Source organism: Flavobacterium sp. (assembly GCF_031423415.1).
Lineage (GTDB): Bacteria > Bacteroidota > Bacteroidia > Flavobacteriales > Flavobacteriaceae > Flavobacterium.
Genome location: NZ_JANPFL010000053.1, coordinates 14,768 through 36,736, shown reverse-complemented (window position 1 = coordinate 36,736; position 21,969 = coordinate 14,768). Strand labels below are relative to the sequence as shown.

Genomic DNA, 21,969 nt, shown 5'->3' with positions numbered 1-21,969 from the left:
AAATCAATTTTAAAAAAATTAACAATGAAAAAAATTATTGCACTTTCAATAGCTCTTTTAGCATTTACTTTTTCAAATGCTCAAGAAACGTCAAAAGTTACAAAGACGACAAAAAAAATAACTACTAAAAAAGTGGCTTTGGCAAAAGTAGATGGAGCTGGAATGGTTTTCGACACAGAGACTATCGATTATGGAACCATTGCTCACAATGCTGATGGTAACCGTAAATTTGAATTCACAAACAACGGTAACAAACCATTGATAATTACAAACACCGCAGGATCTTGTGGCTGTACTGTGCCTACTACTCCGAAAGAACCAATCGCTCCTGGAGCAAAAGGTGTTATTGGTGTAAAATACGCTACCGATAGAGTTGGTCCTTTTACAAAAACAGTGACGGTAACTTCGAATGCGGAAGGAATGCCAACAAAACAGCTTACCATCAAAGGAACTGTTTTACCAGATCCAACACCAGAAACAAAAAGCTAAATTTTTTTAAGAAATAGTTTAAAGGCTTCCTAAAATTAGGAAGCCTTTTTTATAATTTATAATTGATGCTATGCGAAAGCTTGAAAACAGTGAACTCGACCGAAAATCTATTGAAGATTTTAAAGAGTCTGAAAAAACTCCAATTATTATTGTTCTCGATGATATTCGGAGTTTGCATAATATTGGTTCCGTATTTAGAACAGCCGATGCTTTTCTTATCGAAAAAATAGTTTTGTGCGGTATAACCGCAATTCCCCCTAACAAGGAGATTCACAAAACGGCTCTTGGCGCAACTGAAACTGTGGCTTGGGAACACTCTAAAAACGTACTCGAAGTTATCGAAAATTTGAAAAAAGATGGTGTTACCGTACTAGCTATCGAACAAGTGGAAAGCGCCATTTTTCTCCAAGATTTTAAAGTGGAAAAAGACAAGAAATACGCTTTGGTTTTTGGCAACGAAGTATTTGGAGTAGCACAAGAAGCAGTTGCTATTTGTGATGACTGTATAGAAATCCCACAATTGGGTACCAAACATTCTTTAAACATCTCTGTTAGTGCAGGGATTGTAGTTTGGGATTTGTTCCAAAAAATGAAATGGAATTTGTAGCTTTGTTCCAAATTGATTCTGTGCTATTTTTTTCTACTATTTTATGAAAAAGCTATTCTTTGTTGTTTTACTAATCTCTCATTTTTTTGGCTATGCTCAATATACTTTAATTCCTGATGCGAATTTTGAAAAGGCGTTGATTGGCTTAGGAATTGACAATGGTGCTATTGATGGAAAAGTGCTCACGGCAAATGTGAGTGGTCTAACTACCTTAGGTATTTCTGACACTGATGCAACTAATTTAATAGGAATACAAGATTTTACAAGTTTAGTTGAACTGCAATGTCCTCGCAACAAATTAACTAGCTTAGATATAAGTAAAAACACCTTATTAACTCTATTAAGCTGTTGGGGCAATAAATTAACTAGTTTAGATACATCAAAAAATACTAATTTAAAAATACTGTCTTGTTTTCAAAATGAATTGATAAGTCTAGACGTAAGCAAAAACAGTCTTTTGAGTCAATTATATTGTAGTTGGAATCAATTGACAACTCTAAATTTAAGAAACGGGAATAATAAAGATTTGTTCGCTTTAAATGCGTGGTCTAATCCAAACCTAAAATGCATCCAAGTTGACAATAAAACTTATTCTGAAACTAGTTGGTTACCATCAAGCAAAGATACTGCAACTCTTTATTCAGAAGACTGTAGCAAAACAGCAGCCCCTATCAGTCCCCCAAAAATCACCGCAACAGGAAATCAAACCTATTGCCCAGGAACTTCTTTAAAAATTGTGGAAACGATTTCGATAACAAATGATCCGCTTGAACCTGACACAGATGCTATTTATATTCAAATAGCTGCCGGTTATATAAACGGTCAAGACCAATTAACACTCGCTAATCCAACTGCACATTCAAACATTACAACAAGTTGGGATGCCACAGCAGGAAAACTAAAATTATACAGTCCAACAGGCATTAAAATTCCTTACACCGACTTTGTCTCCGCCATTAAAGATGTTGAGTTTAAAAATTCCTCTTCTTTACCATCAGGAATTAGAGACTTTTCTATTACACTTGGTCAAGCCAATTATCTTCCTTCAACAGGTCATTATTATCAATTTGTTTCAAACGTAGGAATCACTTGGACAAGCGCAAAAACAGCAGCAGAAGCGCTAAATTATTATGGTTTAAAAGGGTATCTGGCAACTTTATCATCATTAGAAGAAGCAAAAATATCTGGCGAACAAGCCCAAGGCGCAGGATGGATTGGCGGAAGCGACTCAGTTACAGAAGGAGAATGGAGATGGGTAACAGGACCCGAAGGTTTGGCTAATGGAGGAACAGGGATTGTATTCTGGAATGGAACTGGCAATGGGTCAACTCCAAATTTCGCCTATTGGAACTCCTCAAATAGTGAACCTAATAATCTAGGCGATGAAGATTATGCTCACATTAAATCAAATAATGTTCCGGGAATTCCCGGAAGTTGGAATGATCTAAGTAACACAGGAAATCCAAGTGGAGATTACCAACCCAAAGGTTTTATTGTAGAATTTGGAGGAATGCCTGGCGATCCTGTTCTTAAGATTTCGGCAAGTACATCAATGAAAATGTCACAACTAACCGTTACGACTCCTCGTGCAATTTGTTTTGGCGAAAAAGCAACTCTCCAAGCAAGTGCTGGATCGGGAACAATAAATTGGTATGACGCACTAACTGGAGGTGTCTTGTTGCAAACTGGTACTGGTTTTACAACACCAGCACTTACTACTGATACCATTTATTATGTAGACAATGGCTGTTCATCAAGAACTCCGTTACTTGTTCCTGTCAATCCGTTGCCAATTATCAATCCTGTTATAATTCCAAGACAATGTGATAATGACCAAGACGGAATTTTTGTTTTCAACACATCATCCCTTGAATCAACGTTACTAAATGGACTAACCAATGTTACAGTAACCTATTTTGACTCCTTAGACAATCCCTTAAAGGACTCCAATGGGAATTTAATCACTAGTCCGTTTCCGGCTAGTTTCTCGACTGCATCACAAATTATAAAGGCAGTTGTTACCGAGAATAGCCCATCGAAATGTGCTACCAAAACTAACATTTCATTCATTGTGGACGACTTACCCGAAGCATTTGTTGTTCCTGCAGCTCTTACAACAGCTTGCGATGACGAATCGATTCCTTCCAATCAAGACGGAATATTTCCTTTTAACACTTCTACTTTTGAAGCTACCATTTTAAGAGGACAAACGGGAATGAAGGTGAGTTATTTTGACAAAAATGGAACTCAATTGTCGAGCCCTTTACCAAATCCATTTCTAACCAGCTCTCAAAGTGTTTCAGTCAAAGTTGAAAACCCAATAAACGCGACTTGTTTTGCCACTACCCTTTTGAATTTTATTGTCAATCCTCTACCAATTGTTAAAGATGTTACCATTATTCAATGTGATACTGACCTAATTTCGGACGGAAAAACGTTGTTTAATTTAACCGTAAATAATGATGCTATTTCTGCCAATTATACCAATGAAACATTTACGTATTACAGTTCTTTTAACGGAGCAAATAATGCTGTGCCATCTGATTTAATTCCAAATGACTTGACTTTTGCTAACACAAAACCAACGTTAATGGATATTTGGTCAAGAGTCAGCAACAAATTAACTGGCTGTGCAAGTGTCGCTAAAATTACATTGAAAGTGCCTGCAACAAACATTCCTCCTAATTACAAAATTCCTTTTGCTCCAGTTTGTGATGATTTTTTAGATGTCAATGGAAATAATAATGCCAATAGCAATAAGCGTGATGGCGTAACCACTTTTGATTTCTCCGCAACAAAAGCGATTATCTTAGCCCAATTACCCACCAATCAAGTGTATACTATTAATTACTACAAAAACGAATCTGATGCTTTGGCTGAAACCAATGTGATTACCAATATTTCAAATTACAGAAATATTGGTTATCCTAATTCTCAAGATATTTGGATTCGTATCGATAGTGATTTGGACAATGCTTGTTATGGTTTAGGTCCGTATTTAACTCTAAATGTCGAAGCCTTACCAGTTGCAAATACAGTTACTATCCTTAGACAATGTGATGATAACAACGATGGAATTTTTACATTCAACACTTCTTCCCTTGAATCCGATTTAGTAAAAGGACAAACCAACGTAACGGTTACTTATTTTGACCAAGCCAATAATCCTTTGAAAGATGCCATTGGGGTTCTAATAACAAGTCCATTTCCGGCAAATTTCACCTCCACTTCTCAAACAATTACAGCAGTTGTAACCAATACTAGTGCGCAAAACTGTTTTGACGAAACCAATATCACATTTATAGTAGATGTTTCACCACAAGCATTTCCTGTTCTTTCTACCTTAACAACAACTTGTGATGACGAAGCTAATCCAATCAATCAAGACGGGAAATTTGCTTTTGACACCTCAACATTCGAGACTACAATTCTAGGCGGACAAACGGGCATGATTGTCAAATATTACGATTCAAATAATGTTCTTTTGCCAAGTCCATTACCCAATCCATTCGTAACAAAGACTCAAAATATTACTGTTAATGTCCAAAACCCATTAAACACAATTTGTACGGCATCGACGACATTAAATTTTGTTGTCAATCCAGTTCCAAATATAGATTTGAATTTGGATGGTCTTTCAAATGAATTGGTATGTTCAAATCTTTCGACCTTTATTGTAACCCTCGACGCAGGAATTTTAGACGGTTCATCATCGAGTGATTATGATTATGTTTGGACTAAAGATGGTCTGAGTATCGGATCAAATTTCTCAACTTTAGATGTAAATACCGTGGGAAATTATACCGTTAAAGTAATCAACAAATTGGGGTGTAGCAAAATTAGACCTATTACTGTCACTGCATCAAATATCGCAAGTATTGTCTCTGTAGATATCGTAGATTTAACGGATGTCAATACCGTAACTGTCAACGTGACCGGACCAGGAGATTACGAATACAGCTTAGACGAATCCAATGGGTTTTGGCAAGATTCTAATTTCTTTAACAATGTTCAAGCTGGAATTCACACCGTGTACGTCAATGATAAAAATGGCTGCGGTCTAGTTTATAAAGAAATTGTGATTGTAGGCGCACCAAAGTTTTTCACGCCAAACGGCGATGGCTACAATGACTATTGGAGTGTAAAAGGAGTGACTGAAAGTTTTAATTCAAAATCCATAATCTACATTTTTGACCGATACGGAAAACTCTTGAAACAATGGGTTCCTTCTTTAAAACAAGGTTGGGATGGCACTTTCAACGGAGTTGCTTTACCGGCAGATGATTATTGGTTCACCCTAAAACTAGAAGACGGCAGAGAAACAAAAGGGCATTTTTCCCTTAAAAGGTAATCGCCAAAAGTAAATTATTTACAAATTTTTTGTCTAATTTCTTCCAAAATAAAAAGATAATCTTCTTGGTTTTTTACGAAATCACGATCCGATACATCAATGATTAAAACATTTAAATCGGTTTGTGATTTGATGTAATCGAGATAACCACTATTGATTTTATCCAAATAATCGGCTGGAATATTTTGTTCGTAACTTCTGCCTCTTTTCTTAATATTGGCTAACAAACGCTCCGTATTTTGATACAAATAAATATACAAATCCGGTTTTGGCATTTCCCTGTAAACGATGTCAAACAGCGTTTTATATAATCTAAACTCGTCTTCTTGAAGTGTTACCTTGGCAAAAATCAAAGATTTAAAAATATGATAATCGGCTACAATAAAATCCTTAAAAAGGTCGAATTGTGCTAAATCATCGGATAATTGTTTGTATCTATCGGCAAGAAATGACATTTCTAGTGGAAAAGCGTAGCGGTTTTGGTCTTCATAAAATTTGGGTAAAAACGGATTATCAGCAAAACGTTCCAAAACCGTTTTAGCATTAAAATCTTCGGCAATTTTTGTGGCTAATGTTGTTTTTCCCGCGCCAATATTCCCTTCAAAAGCGATATAATTGAATTGTTCTAAAGGAATTGAATCTAAAGGATTTTGCATTTTTTGCACCTCATTGCAAACACTGTCGTCAGGAGAAATTTCGATTAATTCAGAGACTTTTTTATGAAAAACAGGATGAATCCAATTCAAATTCAAGTCCTTCATTGGCAACAAAACAAAATTTCTGTTTTGCATCAAAGGATGTGGAACTTGAAGGTTTTCTGCATCAATAATTTCTTCATTGAATGCAATCAAATCGATATCAATTATTCGGGATTGATATCCTAAAGTTGAATCACGAACACGTCCTAATTGCTTTTCAATGTTCAAAATTTTGGTCAAAATCGTAGTTGCCGACTTAAATGTATGTAAAACCACAGCACAATTATAAAACGCATCGCTGTCAAAACCCCACGACGGCGTTTCGTAAATCTTTGAAATTTTGATAACCGTTCCCACTTCTTGGTGAATCAATCCGATGCAATTTTCAATATTTCGAAGACGATTGCCTTGATTGGTTCCTAGCGATAAAACGACCTGATGTTGTGATTCCATATTAAGCACAAATTAACTAAAACAATTTTAGAAATACTCTATATTTGTGCCCGTGTTGATAACTATTTTTACGGTTTTTAAACCTAGATTTGTAACAAACCAACCGTTATTACTACTTATTAGAAAAATATAATTATGAAATTTTTAGGAAATGTATTGGCAACCATCGTTGGGTTGTTTGTTTTTTTGATGATATTCTTTTTTGGAATACTGCTGATTGCTGCTATTTTTGGTGGTGATTCTGACGAAATATCGGTAAAAAACGATTCGGTTATCGAATTGAAATTAGAAAACATCAAAAATGACTACGCAGGAAAATACAAAGATCCGTGGATGACTATTTTATCAGATGGCGAAAAAGTGGGCCTTTCAGACATTATTAACGCCATTGAAGCTGCTAAAACAGACGACGATATTAAAGGAATTTCGATTTTGAATGACGAATTTGAATTGGCGATGGCGCAAAGAAAAGCCCTTCGAGATGCGTTGGAAGACTTCAAAAAATCGGGCAAATTCGTTATGTCGTATGCTAATTCGTATTCTCAAAAAGAATATTATTTGAATTCAGTAGCCAATACCATTTATATCAATCCAGTGGGTGATTTTGATTTTAAAGGATTATCGGCAGAATTGATGTTTTTCAAAGATTTACAAGAAAAATCGGGCGTAAAAATGGAAGTTATCCGCCACGGAAAATACAAAAGTGCTGTTGAACCTTTCTTAGACAACAAAATGAGTGATGCCAATAGAGAACAAACTTTGTCGTTATTAAATTCGGTTTGGAGTTCGGTTTTAGTAGACATTTCAAAAAGTAGGAATATTTCGGTAGCCAAATTAAACGAGATTGCAAACGGGCTTTTAGCAAGAACACCAGAAATGGCAAAAGCAGAAAAATTGGTTGATATAATTGCTTATGAAGATGTCTATCACGATGCTATCAGAAAAAAATTAAAAGTAGATAAAGACGAAGACTACAACAAAATAAGCATCGTAGATTATGCTCAAAAGGTGGCTACCACTTCAGAAAGCAACGATTCTCAAGATAAAATTGCCATTATTTATGCACAAGGCGAAATTATGAGTGGTGAAGGTAATGTCAACACCATTGGCGAAGTGTCTATGAATCGTTCCTTGATTGAAGCTAGAAAAGATAAAAATGTAAAAGCTATTGTGCTAAGAATTGACAGTCCTGGCGGAAATGCCTTGACATCGGATTTGATTTGGAGGGAAATAGAATTGACCAAAAAAGTAAAACCAGTAGTGGTTTCGATGGGTAATTACGCGGCTTCAGGCGGCTATTATATTGCTTGTAACGCCAACACCATTTTTGCCGAAAACAACACCATTACAGGTTCTATAGGTGTTTTTGGAATATTGCCCAATTTCACACAATTAGCGACAAAAATAGGGATTCATACCGAACAATTAAAAACCAATGAAAATGCCGCTGAATACAGTCCGTTTGTACCAATAGACGAAAAATTCAAAGCTGTCACTTTGGAAGGCGTGGAGCGTATTTACAAAACATTCGTGTCGCACGTTGCCGCTGGACGAAAAATGACTGTTGCACAAGTGGATTCTATAGGGCAAGGTAGAGTTTGGTCTGGTGAACAAGCTATAAAAATAGGGCTTGTTGATAAAATAGGAGGTCTTCATGATGCCATAAAAGAAGCGGCACGTCTTGCAAAAACAAAAACGTACAGCACCCAAAACTTTCCTGAATTTAAAGAAGATATCAATGATCTTTTGCAAAATTTGCCTTTTGCAAAATCTAAAGCATCATTTATAAAAGAAGAACTAGGCGAAGAAACGTATCGTTTGATGGAACAAATTAAAAAAGTTCAAACTCGAAAAGGTGTTCAAGCGATGTTGCCTTTTGAGATTACAATTCATTAAAATACAGTTATATTGCAACGAAAAATCCGTTTAATCAATTGGTTAAACGGATTTTTAGCATTATATAGTTAAAGTATAGCTTATAAAAATCATTCGACAAAATACTAGATTATAAAAACACTAGTTTTGTATGATACAAGGTATTATTTTTGCTTCGTTGATCGAATCTAAAGACATTAAATTATGACAAAGAAAATTTTAAAAATCGTCGGAATCGTGTTTGTTCTTATCATTGGAACTTTATTTGCCGCACCCTACTTATTTAAAGATCAAATCAAAGCCAAAATTTCGCAAGCCATCAATGAGAAAGTCGATGCCAAAATTTCCTTTGCAGACGCTGATTTGAGTTTGTTCAAAAATTTTCCAAATGCAAATGTGACTATTCAAGAATTAGTCATCATCAACAAAGCGCCATTTGAAGGCGATACTTTGGTTTCCTTAGGTGAATTGAATTTACAACTATCCATCAAGGAACTCTTTAAAGGAGAAAAAGAAACGATGAATATTGACGGAATAAGTTCCAAAAATGGATTAATCAATATCATCTTCAATAAAGATGGAATAGGAAATTATGACATTGCCCTGAAAGACGACAAAAAAGACGACGGAAAAAGCAAGCCTTTGTCGCTAAAAATCCAAGAATATAAAATCGAGAATTTTCAATTCAGGTACTTTGACGAAAAATCGAAAGTAAAAATGGTTATCGACAGTCTAAATCACGAAGGAACTGGGGATTTTGCAGCTCAAAAATTGGATTTAGATACCAAATCGACTGCCAAAATTGTGCTTTCGATGGACAAAATCAATTATATGAAAAATATTTCCATTAGCTTAGATGCGGTTTTGGGAATTGACTTAAAAAACAGCAAATATACTTTCAAACAAAACAAAGCTTTAATCAATCAACTGCCCATAGAATTAGATGGATTTATTCAAATGGTCGATGGCGGACAGGAATATGACTTGACATTCAAGACGCCGACTTCGTCTTTCAAAAACTTCTTGGGATTGATTCCTGCTGCTTATGCTTCAAGTTTAGCCAACGTAAAAACGACAGGAGATTTTACCGTAGTGGGTTTTGCCAAAGGTTTGTACTCGGATACAACCGTTCCAAAATTTAATATTAAAATCGCTTCCAACAATGCGTCTTTTCAATATCCAAATCTTCCAAAATCGGTTCGCAACATTGTAATCGACACTAAAATTATCAACGAAACTGGAATTTTGAATGATACTTACGTCAATCTCGACAAATTGTCTTTCGCCATTGACCAAGACATTTTTAATGCTAAAGCCAACATTCGAAACATCACCGTAAATCCTTTGGTTGATGCCGCTTTGAAAGGAACCATCAATTTAGCAAATGTATCCAAAGCTTATCCGATAAAACTAAGCAAACCTTTATCCGGAATTCTAAAAGCCGATGTAACCACGAAATTCGATATGCAATCTGTCGAAAAAAGTCAATATGCAAACATAAACAATGCAGGAACGATGAGTTTGTCGGGCTTCAACTATGCGGATGAAAACGGCAAAACAATGACGATAAGCAATGCGTTGGTTCAATTTAATCCTAGTGAAGTTAATTTGAAACAATTTAACGCCACGACCGGAAAAAGCGATATTAGTTTCACAGGAGTTTTAGAAAATTTTTATGGATTTATGTTCAAAAACCAAGAATTGAAAGGCAATTTCGATATGAATTCCAAACAATTGGCCGTTGATGATTTTATGACAACAGGCGAAGAAACTCCAGGGGATGCTAAAAAAGCAGCCCCAATGAAGATTCCCGCTTTCTTGAATTGTACACTTACCGCAAAAGCGAACACGGTTTTATATGATAATTTGACATTGAAAGAGGTGTCGGGAAAACTGATTGTGAAGGATGAAAAGGTGAGTTTGCAAAACGTAAAAACTTCCATTTTTGGCGGAACAATAGGCGTGAATGCCGCGGTTTCCACCAAAGGAAAAGTGCCCGTTTTCGATATGAATTTGAATTTGAATCAAGTGGATATTGCCCAATCGTTCACGCAACTGGATATGTTGAAAAAAATTGCGCCTATTGCAGGAATCATTGATGGAAAAATCAACTCGACCATCAAAGTCAACGGAAATCTTGACGCAATAGAGTTGACTCCCGATTTGAATTCGATAACGGGAGACTTATTGGGACAACTGCTTTCCACTACTGTCAATGCTAAAAATTCGACATTGTTGAATTCTTTGGGTTCTAATTTGAAGTTTTTAGATGTGAGTAAATTAAACTTAAACGATTTGAAAGCAGCCTTAACTTTCAAAGACGGAAAAGTGAATGTAAAACCATTTGATATTAAATACCAAGACATCAAAGCGACCGTTGGCGGATCGCACGGTTTTGACCAAAGTATGAATTACAACCTGAAATTTGATGTTCCAGCCAAATATCTTGGTACGGAAGCCAATGCCTTAATGGCAAAATTATCCCCAGCTGATGCAGCAAAATTGCAAAGCATTCCGATTAATGCCACGCTTTTAGGGAATTTTACAAATCCAAAAATTACAACAGACATCAAAAGTGCTGTAACAAAATTGACTACACAGTTAGTGAATCAGCAAAAAGACCGATTGGTCAAACAAGGAACGTCAGCAATAACGGATTACCTTAATAAAAACAAGAAACCGAGCGATACCACAAAAACCGTGATTCCGACTACCAAAGCAGAAATTAAAGAAAAAGCAAAAGAAGAGGTTACTAAAAAAGCAAGTGATTTATTGAATGGTTTTTTTAACAAAAAGAAAAAAACAGAAGAGCCGAAGACGCCTTAGCGTCATTGCGAGGAACGACGCAATCACACTAACACGAGTACACAAGTTGAGCAACCTAGTCGATGGCGCCCGTGCATCGCAATGACGTTTTAAATATCAATCCTCACCACATAACCCTCGGAACTACGGACATTAAAAACGGTTCCATCTTCAAAGATTAAATATTGCCCTTTTATTCCCATTAATTTTCCTTGAAAATTGGGGTTTTTTTCTAAACTCAAACTATTTATTTTTTTTGGATATTCCAAAACTGGAAAGTGCATTTCGTATAAATCATTTTTCTCGGAGTAGAAATAGTCACGAACTTCTGCTGGAATTAGGTTTTCGACTTTCAATCTTTCGGCAATTAAATCGACTTGTTCTACATCATTTTGGAGCATTTTGCGCCAATTGGTTTTGTCGGCATAATGATTTTTCAAAGCGACTTCAGTTATTCCTGCTAAATACCTGTTGGGAACTTCCACGATAGAAATAGCTTGTGATGCACCTTGGTCAATCCATCGTGTAGGCATTTGCGTTTTTCGGGTCACGCCAACTTTTACCTCGCTTGACAAAGCCAAATAAACAATATGAGGTTGCAATTGTACTTTCTCTTCATAAACCAAATCACGATCTTGAATTCCAAGATGTGCCGTGCTTAATTCGGGTTTCATAATCCAATCGCCAACAGCTGGACTCGAATAAAAACAGTCGTAACAAAATCCTTGACGGAATATTTTCTTCTTTTTACCACAATTCAGACATTGGTAACCCAGAAAATTAATTTCCAGATTCTTGTTCAGCAGTTGATTCACGTTCAAAAAACTATGTTCAAAAACTAAATAATATTGAATTGGATTTCCAAATTCAGTTTGCATTTTAGTGAGCGTTCCTTCGTAGGTCATTGTGGGTTTTAGGTTTTAGGTTTTAGGTTTTAGAATTTGAATCAAGAAATAGAAATTAGAAATTTCAAAAACTTAAAAAAAAACACTATTTTTGATAAAGTTGTAAAGTTAGTATTTGTCAATCTAAAATCAGTAATCTAAAATCACAAATCTGAATGCCAATAACTGTCATCAATTCGTTTGCTTCTTGGATGCTTAAACAAAGGATTCATCAAATTGAACTTTTTTTGAAATACCCGAATGAAGTTCAGGAAGAATTACTGATGAATTTGATTCGAGCTTCAGAAAACACGGTTATAGGCCAACAATACGACTATGATTCGATAAATTCTTATGCCACTTTCGCTGAAAGAGTTCCCGTTTCGACGTACGAGGAATTACAACCTTTGATAGAACGCACGCGAAAAGGGGAACAAAATGTGCTTTGGGAAACGCCCATAAAATGGTTTGCTAAATCCAGCGGAACGACCAATGCTAAAAGTAAATTTATACCCGTTAGTCCAGAATCATTGGAAGATTGTCACTATAAAGCTGGCAAAGATTTGTTGTGTATGTATTTGAATAACAACGAAAATTCCGAAATGTTTTTAGGAAAAAGTCTTCGTCTTGGTGGAAGTTCCCAAATTTATGAGAACAATAATACTTTTTTTGGAGACTTATCAGCCATTTTAATAGAAAATATGCCGCTTTGGGCCGAATTTAGCAGTACGCCAAACCACAAAATCTCCTTAATGAGCGATTGGGAAACAAAAATTCCTGCCATTATCAATGAGGTCAAAAACGAAAATGTAACCAGTTTTGCTGGTGTTCCTTCCTGGTTATTGGTATTAATGAATAAATTACTCGAAGAAACTGGCAAAGGAAATTTGCTGGAATTATGGCCCAATCTCGAAGTTTATTTTCACGGAGGTGTGAGTTTTGAACCCTACCGCGAACAATATCACAAGATTTTGCCTAAAAAAGAGTTCAAATATTACGAAATTTACAATGCATCCGAAGGCTTTTTTGCCATTCAGGATTTGAACGATTCCAGCGATTTATTGCTAATGCTGGACTACGGAATTTTCTATGAATTCATTCCGATGGATACTTTTGGAACCACAAATCAGAAAACCATCAGTTTGTCAGATGTCCAACTTTTTAAAAATTATGCTATCGTCATTACCACGAATTCTGGCTTGTGGCGCTATTTGATAGGCGACACGGTTCGTTTCACTTCTTTAAGTCCTTATAAAATTCGCGTGACGGGAAGAACCAAACATCATATCAATGTTTTTGGTGAAGAATTGATGGTAGAAAATACGGATATGGCTATTGCCAAAGCCTGTCAAATTACTGACACTGAAATAGTAGATTATACTGTTGCACCCGTTTTCATGAAAGATAGGGAAAAAGGAGCGCACGAGTGGATGATTGAATTCAAGAAAAATCCAGACGACCTTACTCATTTTCAAAAAGTCTTGGACGAAACTTTGCAATCTTTAAATTCTGATTATGAAGCTAAACGTTTTAATAATATGACTTTGAATCCTTTGATAATTAATCTTGCCAGACCTAATTTATTTTACGATTGGTTGAAAGACAAACACAAACTAGGCGGCCAACACAAAATTCCGAGATTGTCAAACGAAAGAGATTATTTGGAACAATTGAAAAATAGGCAGGTAAGTGTAAACCAATAAAATGAAAAAACTCCTTTTAATGCTCTTCAGCCTTTCCCTTTTGGCTTCTTGTGCGCCACATAGAATGAGTTGCGGTGCAAGAGGAATTTGTGAAAGCAATACTAAAGTCGTTGTGGGAAATTCCTAAAACAACATTATTTAAAGTAGAAAATCCCGTCTTGAAAATTTCAATTCGGGATTCTATTTTTTATAAAAAGCCTAAGCTTACTCCTGCATCATATCAATATGTCTGTCGTGATAGCCCAATAAATATAAAACTCCATCTAGGCCTAAACTAGAAATAGAAGTCGCTGCACTTTCTTTCACTTTCGGTTTGGCGTGAAAAGCAATGCCTAAACCTGCCAAATTCAACATAGGCAAATCATTCGCACCATCACCCACTGCAATCGTTTGATTGATGTGTATGCCTTCTTTCTCGGCAATTGCTTTGAGGTATTCAGCTTTCTTTTGACCGTCGACAATTTCGCCTATATATTTCCCCGTCAATTTGCCGTCTTTGATTTCCAATTGGTTGGCGTAAACGTAATCTATCCCCAATTCCTTTTGCAAATACTCCCCAAAATAAGTGAATCCTCCAGAAAGAATCGCGGTTTTATAACCGTAATATTTCAAGGCTTTCATCAGGCGATGCGCACCTTTGGTTATGGGTAAATTGATAGCAACATTATGCAAAACGTCTTCGCTCAAACCTTCAAGTAAAGCCATACGTTTTTTAAAACTTTCGCTAAAATCTATTTCTCCATTCATCGCTGATTCAGTGATGGCTCTCACTTGTTCGCCAACACCAGCCAACTCGGCCAACTCATCGATTACTTCGGTTTGAATTAAGGTAGAATCCATATCAAAACACACCAAACGACGATTTCTTCGGTACATATTGTCTTCTTGAAAAGCAATATCTACGTCTAAATCTCCAGAAATTCGCATAAATTGAGACGTCATCATCGCTTTATCTACAATATTACCAGTTACTGATAGCTGTACGCAAGAACGAGGATATTCCTCTTTTTCTACCACCGATGTTCTACCAGTTAACCGAATGATAGAGTCAATATTCAAACTTTGATCTGACATTATTTTGGTTACAGCTGCTAACTGAACCGCGGTTAGTTTTTCCCCTAAAACATTGATGATATAGCGCTGTTTGCGTTGTCCTTTTACCCAGATTTCGTAGTCTGGAATTGTTATGGGAAAAAAAACAACCTTAATTCCCAATTCATAGCCTTTGAATAATAAATCTTTCAAAACAGCTCCCGAATTAGAACCTGATTGCACTTCAAATAAAATCCCTAAAGACAAAGTATCGTGAATATCCGCTTGACCAATATCTAAAATAATGGCATCATAATTAGCTAAAATTGATGTTAAACCAGCGGTTACACCAGGTTTGTCTTGACCAGAAACTTTTAACAAAATAATCTCCTTATCTTCTACTGCCATTTTTGATATATTAATTTACGAAAGGCAAAAATCGACAATCTATTGCTTATAAAAAAGAATATAGGATGTTTTTTCAAAAACAAACCCGACATGTTTTTAAAAACTGTCGGGTTTGAAATTTCATAAACAAAAAAATTTACGAAGCAATCTCCAATCGTTTCAATAAATTTCTATTCAGCGTTTCTTTAGCATAATCCACGTCTATTTCTAATATTTTATCATCAGAACTTGGTAATTCATACATAGCATCGGTTAGAATGGCTTCGCATAAAGACCGCAATCCACGAGCTCCAAGTTTGTATTCCAACGCTTTTTCCACAATAAAATCCAAAGCTTCATCAGAGATGCTGAATTCTACTTCGTCCATCAAAAACAACTTTTGGTATTGTTTGATTAAAGCATTTTTAGGTTGCGTCAAAATTGCTCTCAATGTTTCTCTGTCTAAAGGATCCATATGAGTCAACACCGGCAAACGACCAATAATTTCTGGAATTAGCCCAAAATCTTTGATGTCTTTAGGGATAATGTATTGCAACAAATTGTCCTTGTCAATATTATCAACATTTCTTGAAGTGCTGTAACCAACGGCTTGACGATTCAAACGTTTCGAAATAATTTTTTCAACTCCGTCGAACGCACCTCCAGCAATAAACAAAATATTTTGAGTGTTTACCTCAACAAATTTCTGGTCTGGATGTTTTCTACCTCCCTTGGGCGGAACATTAACCACCGTTCCTTCCAATAATTTCAATAATGCCTGTTGTACTCCTTCGCCAGAAACATCACGAGTGATGGATGGATTATCGCTTTTTCGGGCTATTTTATCAATTTCATCAATAAAAACGATTCCTCTTTCGGCTTTAGCCAAATCATAATCAGCAGCTTGCAATAAACGCGTCAAAATACTTTCAACATCTTCACCGACATAACCTGCTTCTGTCAAAACTGTCGCGTCTACAATTGCCAAAGGAACGTCTAGCATTCTAGCAATGGTTTTGGCGACCAAAGTTTTTCCAGTCCCGGTTTGACCCACCATAATGATGTTGCTTTTTTCAATCTCTACATCATCGTGCAATTCTTGTTGCATTAAACGTTTGTAATGATTGTAAACCGCTACGGACATCACTTTTTTGGTTTGGTCTTGACCAATAACGTATTGATCAAGAAAAGCTCGGATTTCTTTTGGCTTTTTTAATACTAAATCCGAAGGCAAATTTGCTTTACTGCTTGACTTTAATTCTTCTAATACAATTCCGTGTGCTTGTTCGATACATTTATCACAAATATGTGCATCGATTCCGGCAATCAATAAATTGGTTTCCGGTTTTTTTCTTCCACAGAAAGAACATTCTAATTTTGGTTTTGCCATCTTTTTGAGTTGGAAGATGGAAGTTTGAAGCTTGAAGATGAGAAAACTCCCAACTTCCAGCTTCTAACTTCCAGCTTTATTTATCTTCTTAAAACTTCATCAATCATTCCGTATTCTTTAGCTTCATCGGCAATCATCCAATAATCGCGCTCGCTATCTTTGTGCACTTTATCAAAAGTTTGTCCTGAATGGCTTGAAATGATTTGGTACAATTCGTCTTTTAGTTTCAACATTTCACGCAAGTTGATTTCCATATCGGTTGCAACACCTTGTGCTCCGCCTGATGGCTGGTGAATCATTACTCTTGAATGAGGTAAAGCCGAACGTTTTCCTGCTGCGCCTGCACATAATAAAACCGCTCCCATAGAAGCTGCCATTCCTGTACAAATTGTAGCAACATCTGGTTTGATGTATTGCATCGTGTCATAAATTCCCAATCCTGCATAAACGCTTCCTCCTGGAGAATTTAAGTAAATTTGAATGTCTTTTGAAGCATCTGCACTTTCAAGAAAAAGTAATTGTGCTTGAACGATATTCGCGATTTGATCATCAATTCCAGTTCCAAGGAAAATAATTCGGTCCATCATCAATCTCGAAAAAACGTCTAATTGCGATACATTTAACTGACGTTCTTCAATAATATAAGGAGTCATATTCGTTGGATTCATTGCTGCTACGATTTTGTCGTAGTACATTGCGTTTACACCTTGGTGTTTTGTAGCAAATTTTTTAAATTCTTTACCGTAGTTCATTTTTATAAGTTTAAAAGTTTAAAATTGTTTAAAGGTTTACAATTGTTCTCCCTTAAACTATTCAAAAAAAAGAGCGTCAAAAAAATATTTTTTTTCTGACGCCCAAAGATACTTAATTTTTATTGTTTAGACTTTGTAATAAAATCATAAAATTATTCGGTTTGTCTTTAGAATCTTCCATCTCCCAACTTCCATCTTCCGACTTCCAAACTTATTCTCCGTAAGACGCAGCAATAAATTGGTCGTAAGTTACTTCTTTAGTCGTTGGATTGGCTTTCTCTTTGAAAACTTCCAATAATTTCTCGGCAACTACTTGGTCTGAAAGTCTTTTTACTTCTTCTTGGTTCGACAAAACTCTAGCTACAATTCCTTGAACTTCTTCGTCAGTAGGATTAGTTTGCCCGAATTGTGCCATTTGCTGTCGAATATTTTTTGTTGTAAACGATTTTAAATCTTCGAAAGTGATTTTGATATCAGATTGCGCCATAGCTCTACCTTCAATCAATTGAAAACGCAATCCTTTTTCAGAACGTGCATATTCTACTTCAGCTTCTTCTGGCGTTAATTGTTTTTCTCCAACAGTTTGCAACCATTTTTTAAGAAATTCAGCTGGCAAATCGAATTTGGTGTTTTCGATTAAAAATTCCGTTACATCGCCCAATAATTTTTGGTCTGCTTGTTGTGCAAATTGAGATTCGGCATCTTCTTTGATTTTTGCTTTCAAATCTTCAATTGAAGCAACATTTCCTTCACCAAACAATTTGTCGAACAATTCTTGATTCAATTCCGCTGGCTCAAAAAGAGTGATAGCTTCGATTGTAAAATCAAAATCAATTTCTAAACCGTGCACATTATCGTGACCTACTTTTAGATAATCCATCAATTGGTGATCATCTTCGAATAACCCTTTTGTGTTTACTGTAACTACATCACCCACTTTTTTACCAATGAATTTATCAGCGGTAGATTTGTCTTTGAAAATTGACAATGTAATTGTAGTAGTATTTCCGATTCCTTCTGCTTCGTTAGTAAAAACCCCTTTAATATCAACACCTTCAGCAACTACTTCTTGAGAAATTGGATTGCCAAATTGTTTTTGGATGCGTTCTACTTGACCGTCGATTAATTTGTCATCGGCTTTTACAATATACTTTACGATGTCATTTTTAGCCTCTAAATCCAATTCGAAATTAGGAACCAATCCGATTTCATATTCAAACACTAATTCTTCGGCATCCCAATTGAAATTTTCGTTCTCTTTTGCAAGAGGAGTTCCTAAAAGATTTAATCGTTCTGATGCTAAAAAACGCTCTAAAGCCAAATCAACAACTTTCTTAACTTCTTCCTGTTTGATGGCTTTTCCGTATTGTTTTTCAACAAGATCTTTTGGGACTTGTCCTTTTCTAAACCCTTTAACGGTTGCCAAAGGCATTTTTTCGTTTATTCTTTTTGCTACTTGACCTTTGTAATCCGTGTGAACAACCGTCATTACAATTGTTTCGTTTACTGCGTCTAATGCTACTCGTTTAATATCCATCTTCTTCGTTAATTTACATAATAAAATTGGGTTGCAAAATTATAAAATTTTTGCAACCCAAACAAGTTTTTAATTTATTGAATTTTAGCTCCTTATTTACGCTTCAAATACAATACTGTTTTATCAATCTTTGCCGACAATTGCAAAAAAAACAGATTGAGAAAGAGAAAGTACAACGCTAAAAAATAATGCAGTCCAAAACGTATCTACACTAAATCCGCCCACAATATTAGTACATAACAAGATAATTATGGCGTTGATAACTAATAAAAATAACCCTAAAGTAACAATGGTAAACGGGAGAGTCAACAATACAAATATTGGTTTTATAAATATATTTAGTAATCCCAAGACAACAGATACAAGCAATGCTGTAACAAAACCTGCTACATGAACACCTGTCATTAAATGAGAAATGAGTAAAACCAAAACTGACGTAATAATAATTCTGACAATCAATTTCATAAACTTTTTTATTTCAAAAGTAAATTAAATATTCTAAATATGTGTGTTTTTCTCTATCTTTGTTGTACAATCTTAAATCTAATTGTATGAAAAAACTATTACTTTTCGTAATTACTATGAGTTCGTTTGCAGCAAGTGCCCAATTTTGGTCTGACAAAGCGACTGGATTTACTACTGCTAACAGAACTTTAAGCGGTATTTCAATTGTTGATACAAATGTAATTTGGGCAATTGCTTTAGACAATTCAGCAACGCCTGATTATACCATTAAGGAATTTACAAAAAGTACTGACGGTGGTGAAACGTGGACTTCGGGCACAATAAATTTGGGGGCAAATACAACCGGACTGGGCATTACAAGCATTTCGGCGGTTTCTGATAATATTGCCTTTATATCGGCTGCACCAGAAACTGGCGACCTTGGTGGCATTTGGAAAACTGTTGATGGTGGACTTAGCTGGGCTAAACTAACCACTGCTTTATTTAGCAACCCTATAGAATCTTATACGAATTTTGTGCATTTTTGGGATGCTTCTAGTGGTGTTGCCGGCGGCGATACAGAAAATGGCACTTTTGAAATTTACACAACATTAGACGCAGGAGCAACTTGGACTAGAGTTGTTGGGGCAAACATTCCCGCTTCACTAGTAGACGAAATAGGTTTTTTAGGAATGACTGCTGTTGCCGGAAACACTTTTTGGTTTGGCACTTCAGCGGGCAGGATTTTTAAATCTAATGACAAGGGGTTAACGTGGACAGTTGCCCAGTCGCCTAGTACAGACTTTAATTTGGGACTTGATAAATTTACTTTTTCAGATGCAAATAATGGGCTATTGATGAATTATTACAATACAACCGCTTTATACAAAACCACTGATGGTGGAACTAATTGGATTTCGGTTGCAACTTCAGGGTTTTTTAATACTAATATTGCCTATATTCCTGGTACTTCTAAAGTGATTTCTGCCGCATCTGCAACTCCTCTTGGTTCTTCATACAGTTTGGATAATGGATTGACTTGGACAACAATCGACACTGGTGTTTTTCACGGAACTCTAGCTTTTCTGAACGATAGTTTCGGTTTCTCTGCTGGATTTAACACCAACGCTACGACTGGAGGAATTTCCAAATACACGGGGATAGTTCTAAAAAATCCGAGTTTTAATAGTAATTACGAAATTAGTGCTTATCCCAATCCAACAAAGGGAATATTATATCTGAAATCTGGTACAGCATCAATAAAAGAAGCTTCCGTTTTTGACTTACTCGGAAAAGAAGTTTATAAAGCTAATTTTTCAAAGTTAAATAATATTAACTTAGATTTAAAATCTTTAGAAACTGGCGTATATCTATTGAAAGTAACCTCAGTTAGTGGAAAAACAGAAACTATAAAAATTATGAAAAACTAAATTTTAGTTTAATTTAATAAAAAGCCCTTTTCAAATTTGCTGAAAAGGGCTTTTTTTATGTTTTTACTTTAAAAAGGAACTTGTTATTTCATAAAACAATTTTGGGTTTTCAGCGTGAAGCCAATGACCTACATCCGGAATCGTTTCTATAGTGGAATCTGGAAAATGATTCTTTATGGTTATAAAATCTGAATCGAGAATATAATTGGAATTTCCGCCACGTATGAAAAGAGTTGGTTTATTAAAAACAGCATTCTCGGGAAGTGGTTTCCCTATTTCATCGATATGGATATTGAAAACAGCCAAATTAAATCGAAAAGCCAATTGTCCCGGCTCTTGCCAATACAAACTTTTTAACAAAAACTGTCTAGTTCCAAAATCAGTAATGTATTTTGCAACAATTTCTTCAACTTCGTTTCGGCTTGGTTTTAATGAAAAATCGACAGCATTCAATCCTTCAAGAATAGTTTGATGGTGTTGCGGATAAAATTTTGGACCAATGTCGGCAACAATTAATTTTTCGACCATTTCAGGATGAGTCACAGCAAAAAGCATAGCTGTTTTTCCGCCCATCGAATGCCCTAGAATATCGATTTTTTCCAGATTATTAGCTTGACAATACTCGAAAACATCTTGAGCCATTATGTCGTAATTGAATTCTTCGGAGTGAAAACTCTTGCCGTGATTGCGCAGATCGAGTAAATGAACCTGAAACCCATCTGTGGCAAATTGCGTCCCCATCGTTTTCCAATTATCAGACATCCCCAGAAATCCGTGAAGAATTAGCAACGGCTTACCTTCGCCTTCTATTTTTGAATACAACATTTGATTTAGATTTTGAGTTGCAAAGTTAGAAGATTATTAAATAAAAGAATATTTATTTAAAATTAGCTTAACATATCCAATCGCATACAATATTAAAAGTCTATATATCAACACTTAAAATGCTTATAACATGATATAGCAAATAGCATAAATAAAAAGTTTAAACCAAATGAGGAAAACCATAATGAATTACCTTGCAAAAGAACTAATTTTGGATTTTTAATTGTTGATTTACAAAATAATGGAAATATAATTAAAACAGGGTCGCTGAAAACTGAACAGAGTAGGCAACAAATTAAACCTATAA

Annotated in this window: 16 protein-coding genes; 8 read left to right on the top strand and 8 right to left on the bottom strand. The window is 35.5% G+C overall.

Annotated elements, in window-relative coordinates; all coding sequences use genetic code 11:
* The first annotated feature begins 24 nt into the window (after window positions 1-24).
* The 3 genes from RMO83_RS05420 (at window position 25) to RMO83_RS05410 (ending at window position 5,447) form a co-directional block, all read left to right on the top strand.
* Complete coding sequence (locus RMO83_RS05420; protein WP_310558660.1) at window positions 25-489, top strand: DUF1573 domain-containing protein; 465 nt, start codon at window positions 25-27, stop codon at window positions 487-489.
* Window positions 490-559: 70 nt separating this feature from the next.
* On the top strand, window positions 560-1,096 hold the full coding sequence (locus RMO83_RS05415; RefSeq protein ID WP_310558659.1) for an RNA methyltransferase: 537 nt from the start codon (window positions 560-562) through the stop codon (window positions 1,094-1,096).
* 43 nt (window positions 1,097-1,139) lie between these two features.
* Window positions 1,140-5,447, top strand: coding sequence for a T9SS type B sorting domain-containing protein (locus RMO83_RS05410; protein WP_310558658.1), 4,308 nt, complete (start codon window positions 1,140-1,142; stop codon window positions 5,445-5,447).
* Between the two features lie 14 nt (window positions 5,448-5,461).
* Here RMO83_RS05410 and folK read toward each other — a convergent pair whose 3' ends face one another.
* Window positions 5,462-6,598, bottom strand: coding sequence for a 2-amino-4-hydroxy-6-hydroxymethyldihydropteridine diphosphokinase (folK, locus tag RMO83_RS05405; RefSeq protein WP_310558657.1), 1,137 nt, complete (start codon window positions 6,596-6,598; stop codon window positions 5,462-5,464).
* Between the two features lie 135 nt (window positions 6,599-6,733).
* On the opposite strand from folK, the gene sppA reads away from it, so the two are divergent.
* Together sppA and RMO83_RS05395 are read left to right on the top strand one after the other, a co-directional pair.
* Window positions 6,734-8,494 carry a signal peptide peptidase SppA gene (sppA, locus tag RMO83_RS05400; protein ID WP_310558656.1) on the top strand — a complete coding sequence of 587 codons (1,761 nt, stop codon included), beginning with the start codon at window positions 6,734-6,736 and terminating at the stop codon, window positions 8,492-8,494.
* A gap of 183 nt (window positions 8,495-8,677) precedes the next feature.
* Complete coding sequence (locus tag RMO83_RS05395; RefSeq protein ID WP_310558655.1) at window positions 8,678-11,299, top strand: AsmA-like C-terminal region-containing protein; 2,622 nt, start codon at window positions 8,678-8,680, stop codon at window positions 11,297-11,299.
* Between the two features lie 89 nt (window positions 11,300-11,388).
* On the opposite strand, the gene RMO83_RS05390 is transcribed toward RMO83_RS05395, so the two are convergent.
* Window positions 11,389-12,183, bottom strand: coding sequence for a DUF2797 domain-containing protein (locus RMO83_RS05390; protein WP_310558654.1), 795 nt, complete (start codon window positions 12,181-12,183; stop codon window positions 11,389-11,391).
* Between the two features lie 155 nt (window positions 12,184-12,338).
* On the opposite strand from RMO83_RS05390, the gene RMO83_RS05385 reads away from it, so the two are divergent.
* Both RMO83_RS05385 and RMO83_RS05380 read left to right on the top strand, forming a co-directional pair.
* A complete protein-coding gene (locus tag RMO83_RS05385) occupies window positions 12,339-13,865 on the top strand; it encodes a GH3 auxin-responsive promoter family protein (protein ID WP_310558653.1) in 1,527 nt (508 codons plus the stop codon).
* 1 nt (window position 13,866) lies between these two features.
* On the top strand, window positions 13,867-13,992 hold the full coding sequence (locus tag RMO83_RS05380; RefSeq protein WP_310558652.1) for a hypothetical protein: 126 nt from the start codon (window positions 13,867-13,869) through the stop codon (window positions 13,990-13,992).
* Between the two features lie 77 nt (window positions 13,993-14,069).
* On the opposite strand, the gene serB is transcribed toward RMO83_RS05380, so the two are convergent.
* The 5 genes from serB to RMO83_RS05355 form a co-directional block, all read right to left on the bottom strand.
* A complete protein-coding gene (gene serB, locus RMO83_RS05375) occupies window positions 14,070-15,305 on the bottom strand; it encodes a phosphoserine phosphatase SerB (protein ID WP_310558651.1) in 1,236 nt (411 codons plus the stop codon).
* 136 nt (window positions 15,306-15,441) lie between these two features.
* Window positions 15,442-16,674 (bottom strand): ATP-dependent Clp protease ATP-binding subunit ClpX, encoded by a 1,233-nt coding sequence (gene clpX, locus RMO83_RS05370; protein ID WP_310558650.1) that lies wholly within the window; start codon window positions 16,672-16,674, stop codon window positions 15,442-15,444.
* Window positions 16,675-16,754: 80 nt separating this feature from the next.
* Window positions 16,755-17,426 carry an ATP-dependent Clp endopeptidase proteolytic subunit ClpP gene (clpP, locus tag RMO83_RS05365; RefSeq protein ID WP_310558649.1) on the bottom strand — a complete coding sequence of 224 codons (672 nt, stop codon included), beginning with the start codon at window positions 17,424-17,426 and terminating at the stop codon, window positions 16,755-16,757.
* Between the two features lie 211 nt (window positions 17,427-17,637).
* On the bottom strand, window positions 17,638-18,963 hold the full coding sequence (locus RMO83_RS05360; RefSeq protein ID WP_310558648.1) for a trigger factor: 1,326 nt from the start codon (window positions 18,961-18,963) through the stop codon (window positions 17,638-17,640).
* Window positions 18,964-19,086: 123 nt separating this feature from the next.
* Window positions 19,087-19,428, bottom strand: coding sequence for a phage holin family protein (locus RMO83_RS05355; protein ID WP_310558647.1), 342 nt, complete (start codon window positions 19,426-19,428; stop codon window positions 19,087-19,089).
* 86 nt (window positions 19,429-19,514) lie between these two features.
* On the opposite strand from RMO83_RS05355, the gene RMO83_RS05350 reads away from it, so the two are divergent.
* Complete coding sequence (locus tag RMO83_RS05350; protein ID WP_310558646.1) at window positions 19,515-20,837, top strand: T9SS type A sorting domain-containing protein; 1,323 nt, start codon at window positions 19,515-19,517, stop codon at window positions 20,835-20,837.
* 63 nt (window positions 20,838-20,900) lie between these two features.
* Here RMO83_RS05350 and RMO83_RS05345 read toward each other — a convergent pair whose 3' ends face one another.
* Entirely contained in the window at window positions 20,901-21,662 is a 762-nt protein-coding gene (locus tag RMO83_RS05345; RefSeq protein ID WP_310558645.1) for an alpha/beta fold hydrolase, read from the bottom strand.
* Between the last annotated feature and the right edge of the window lie 307 nt (window positions 21,663-21,969).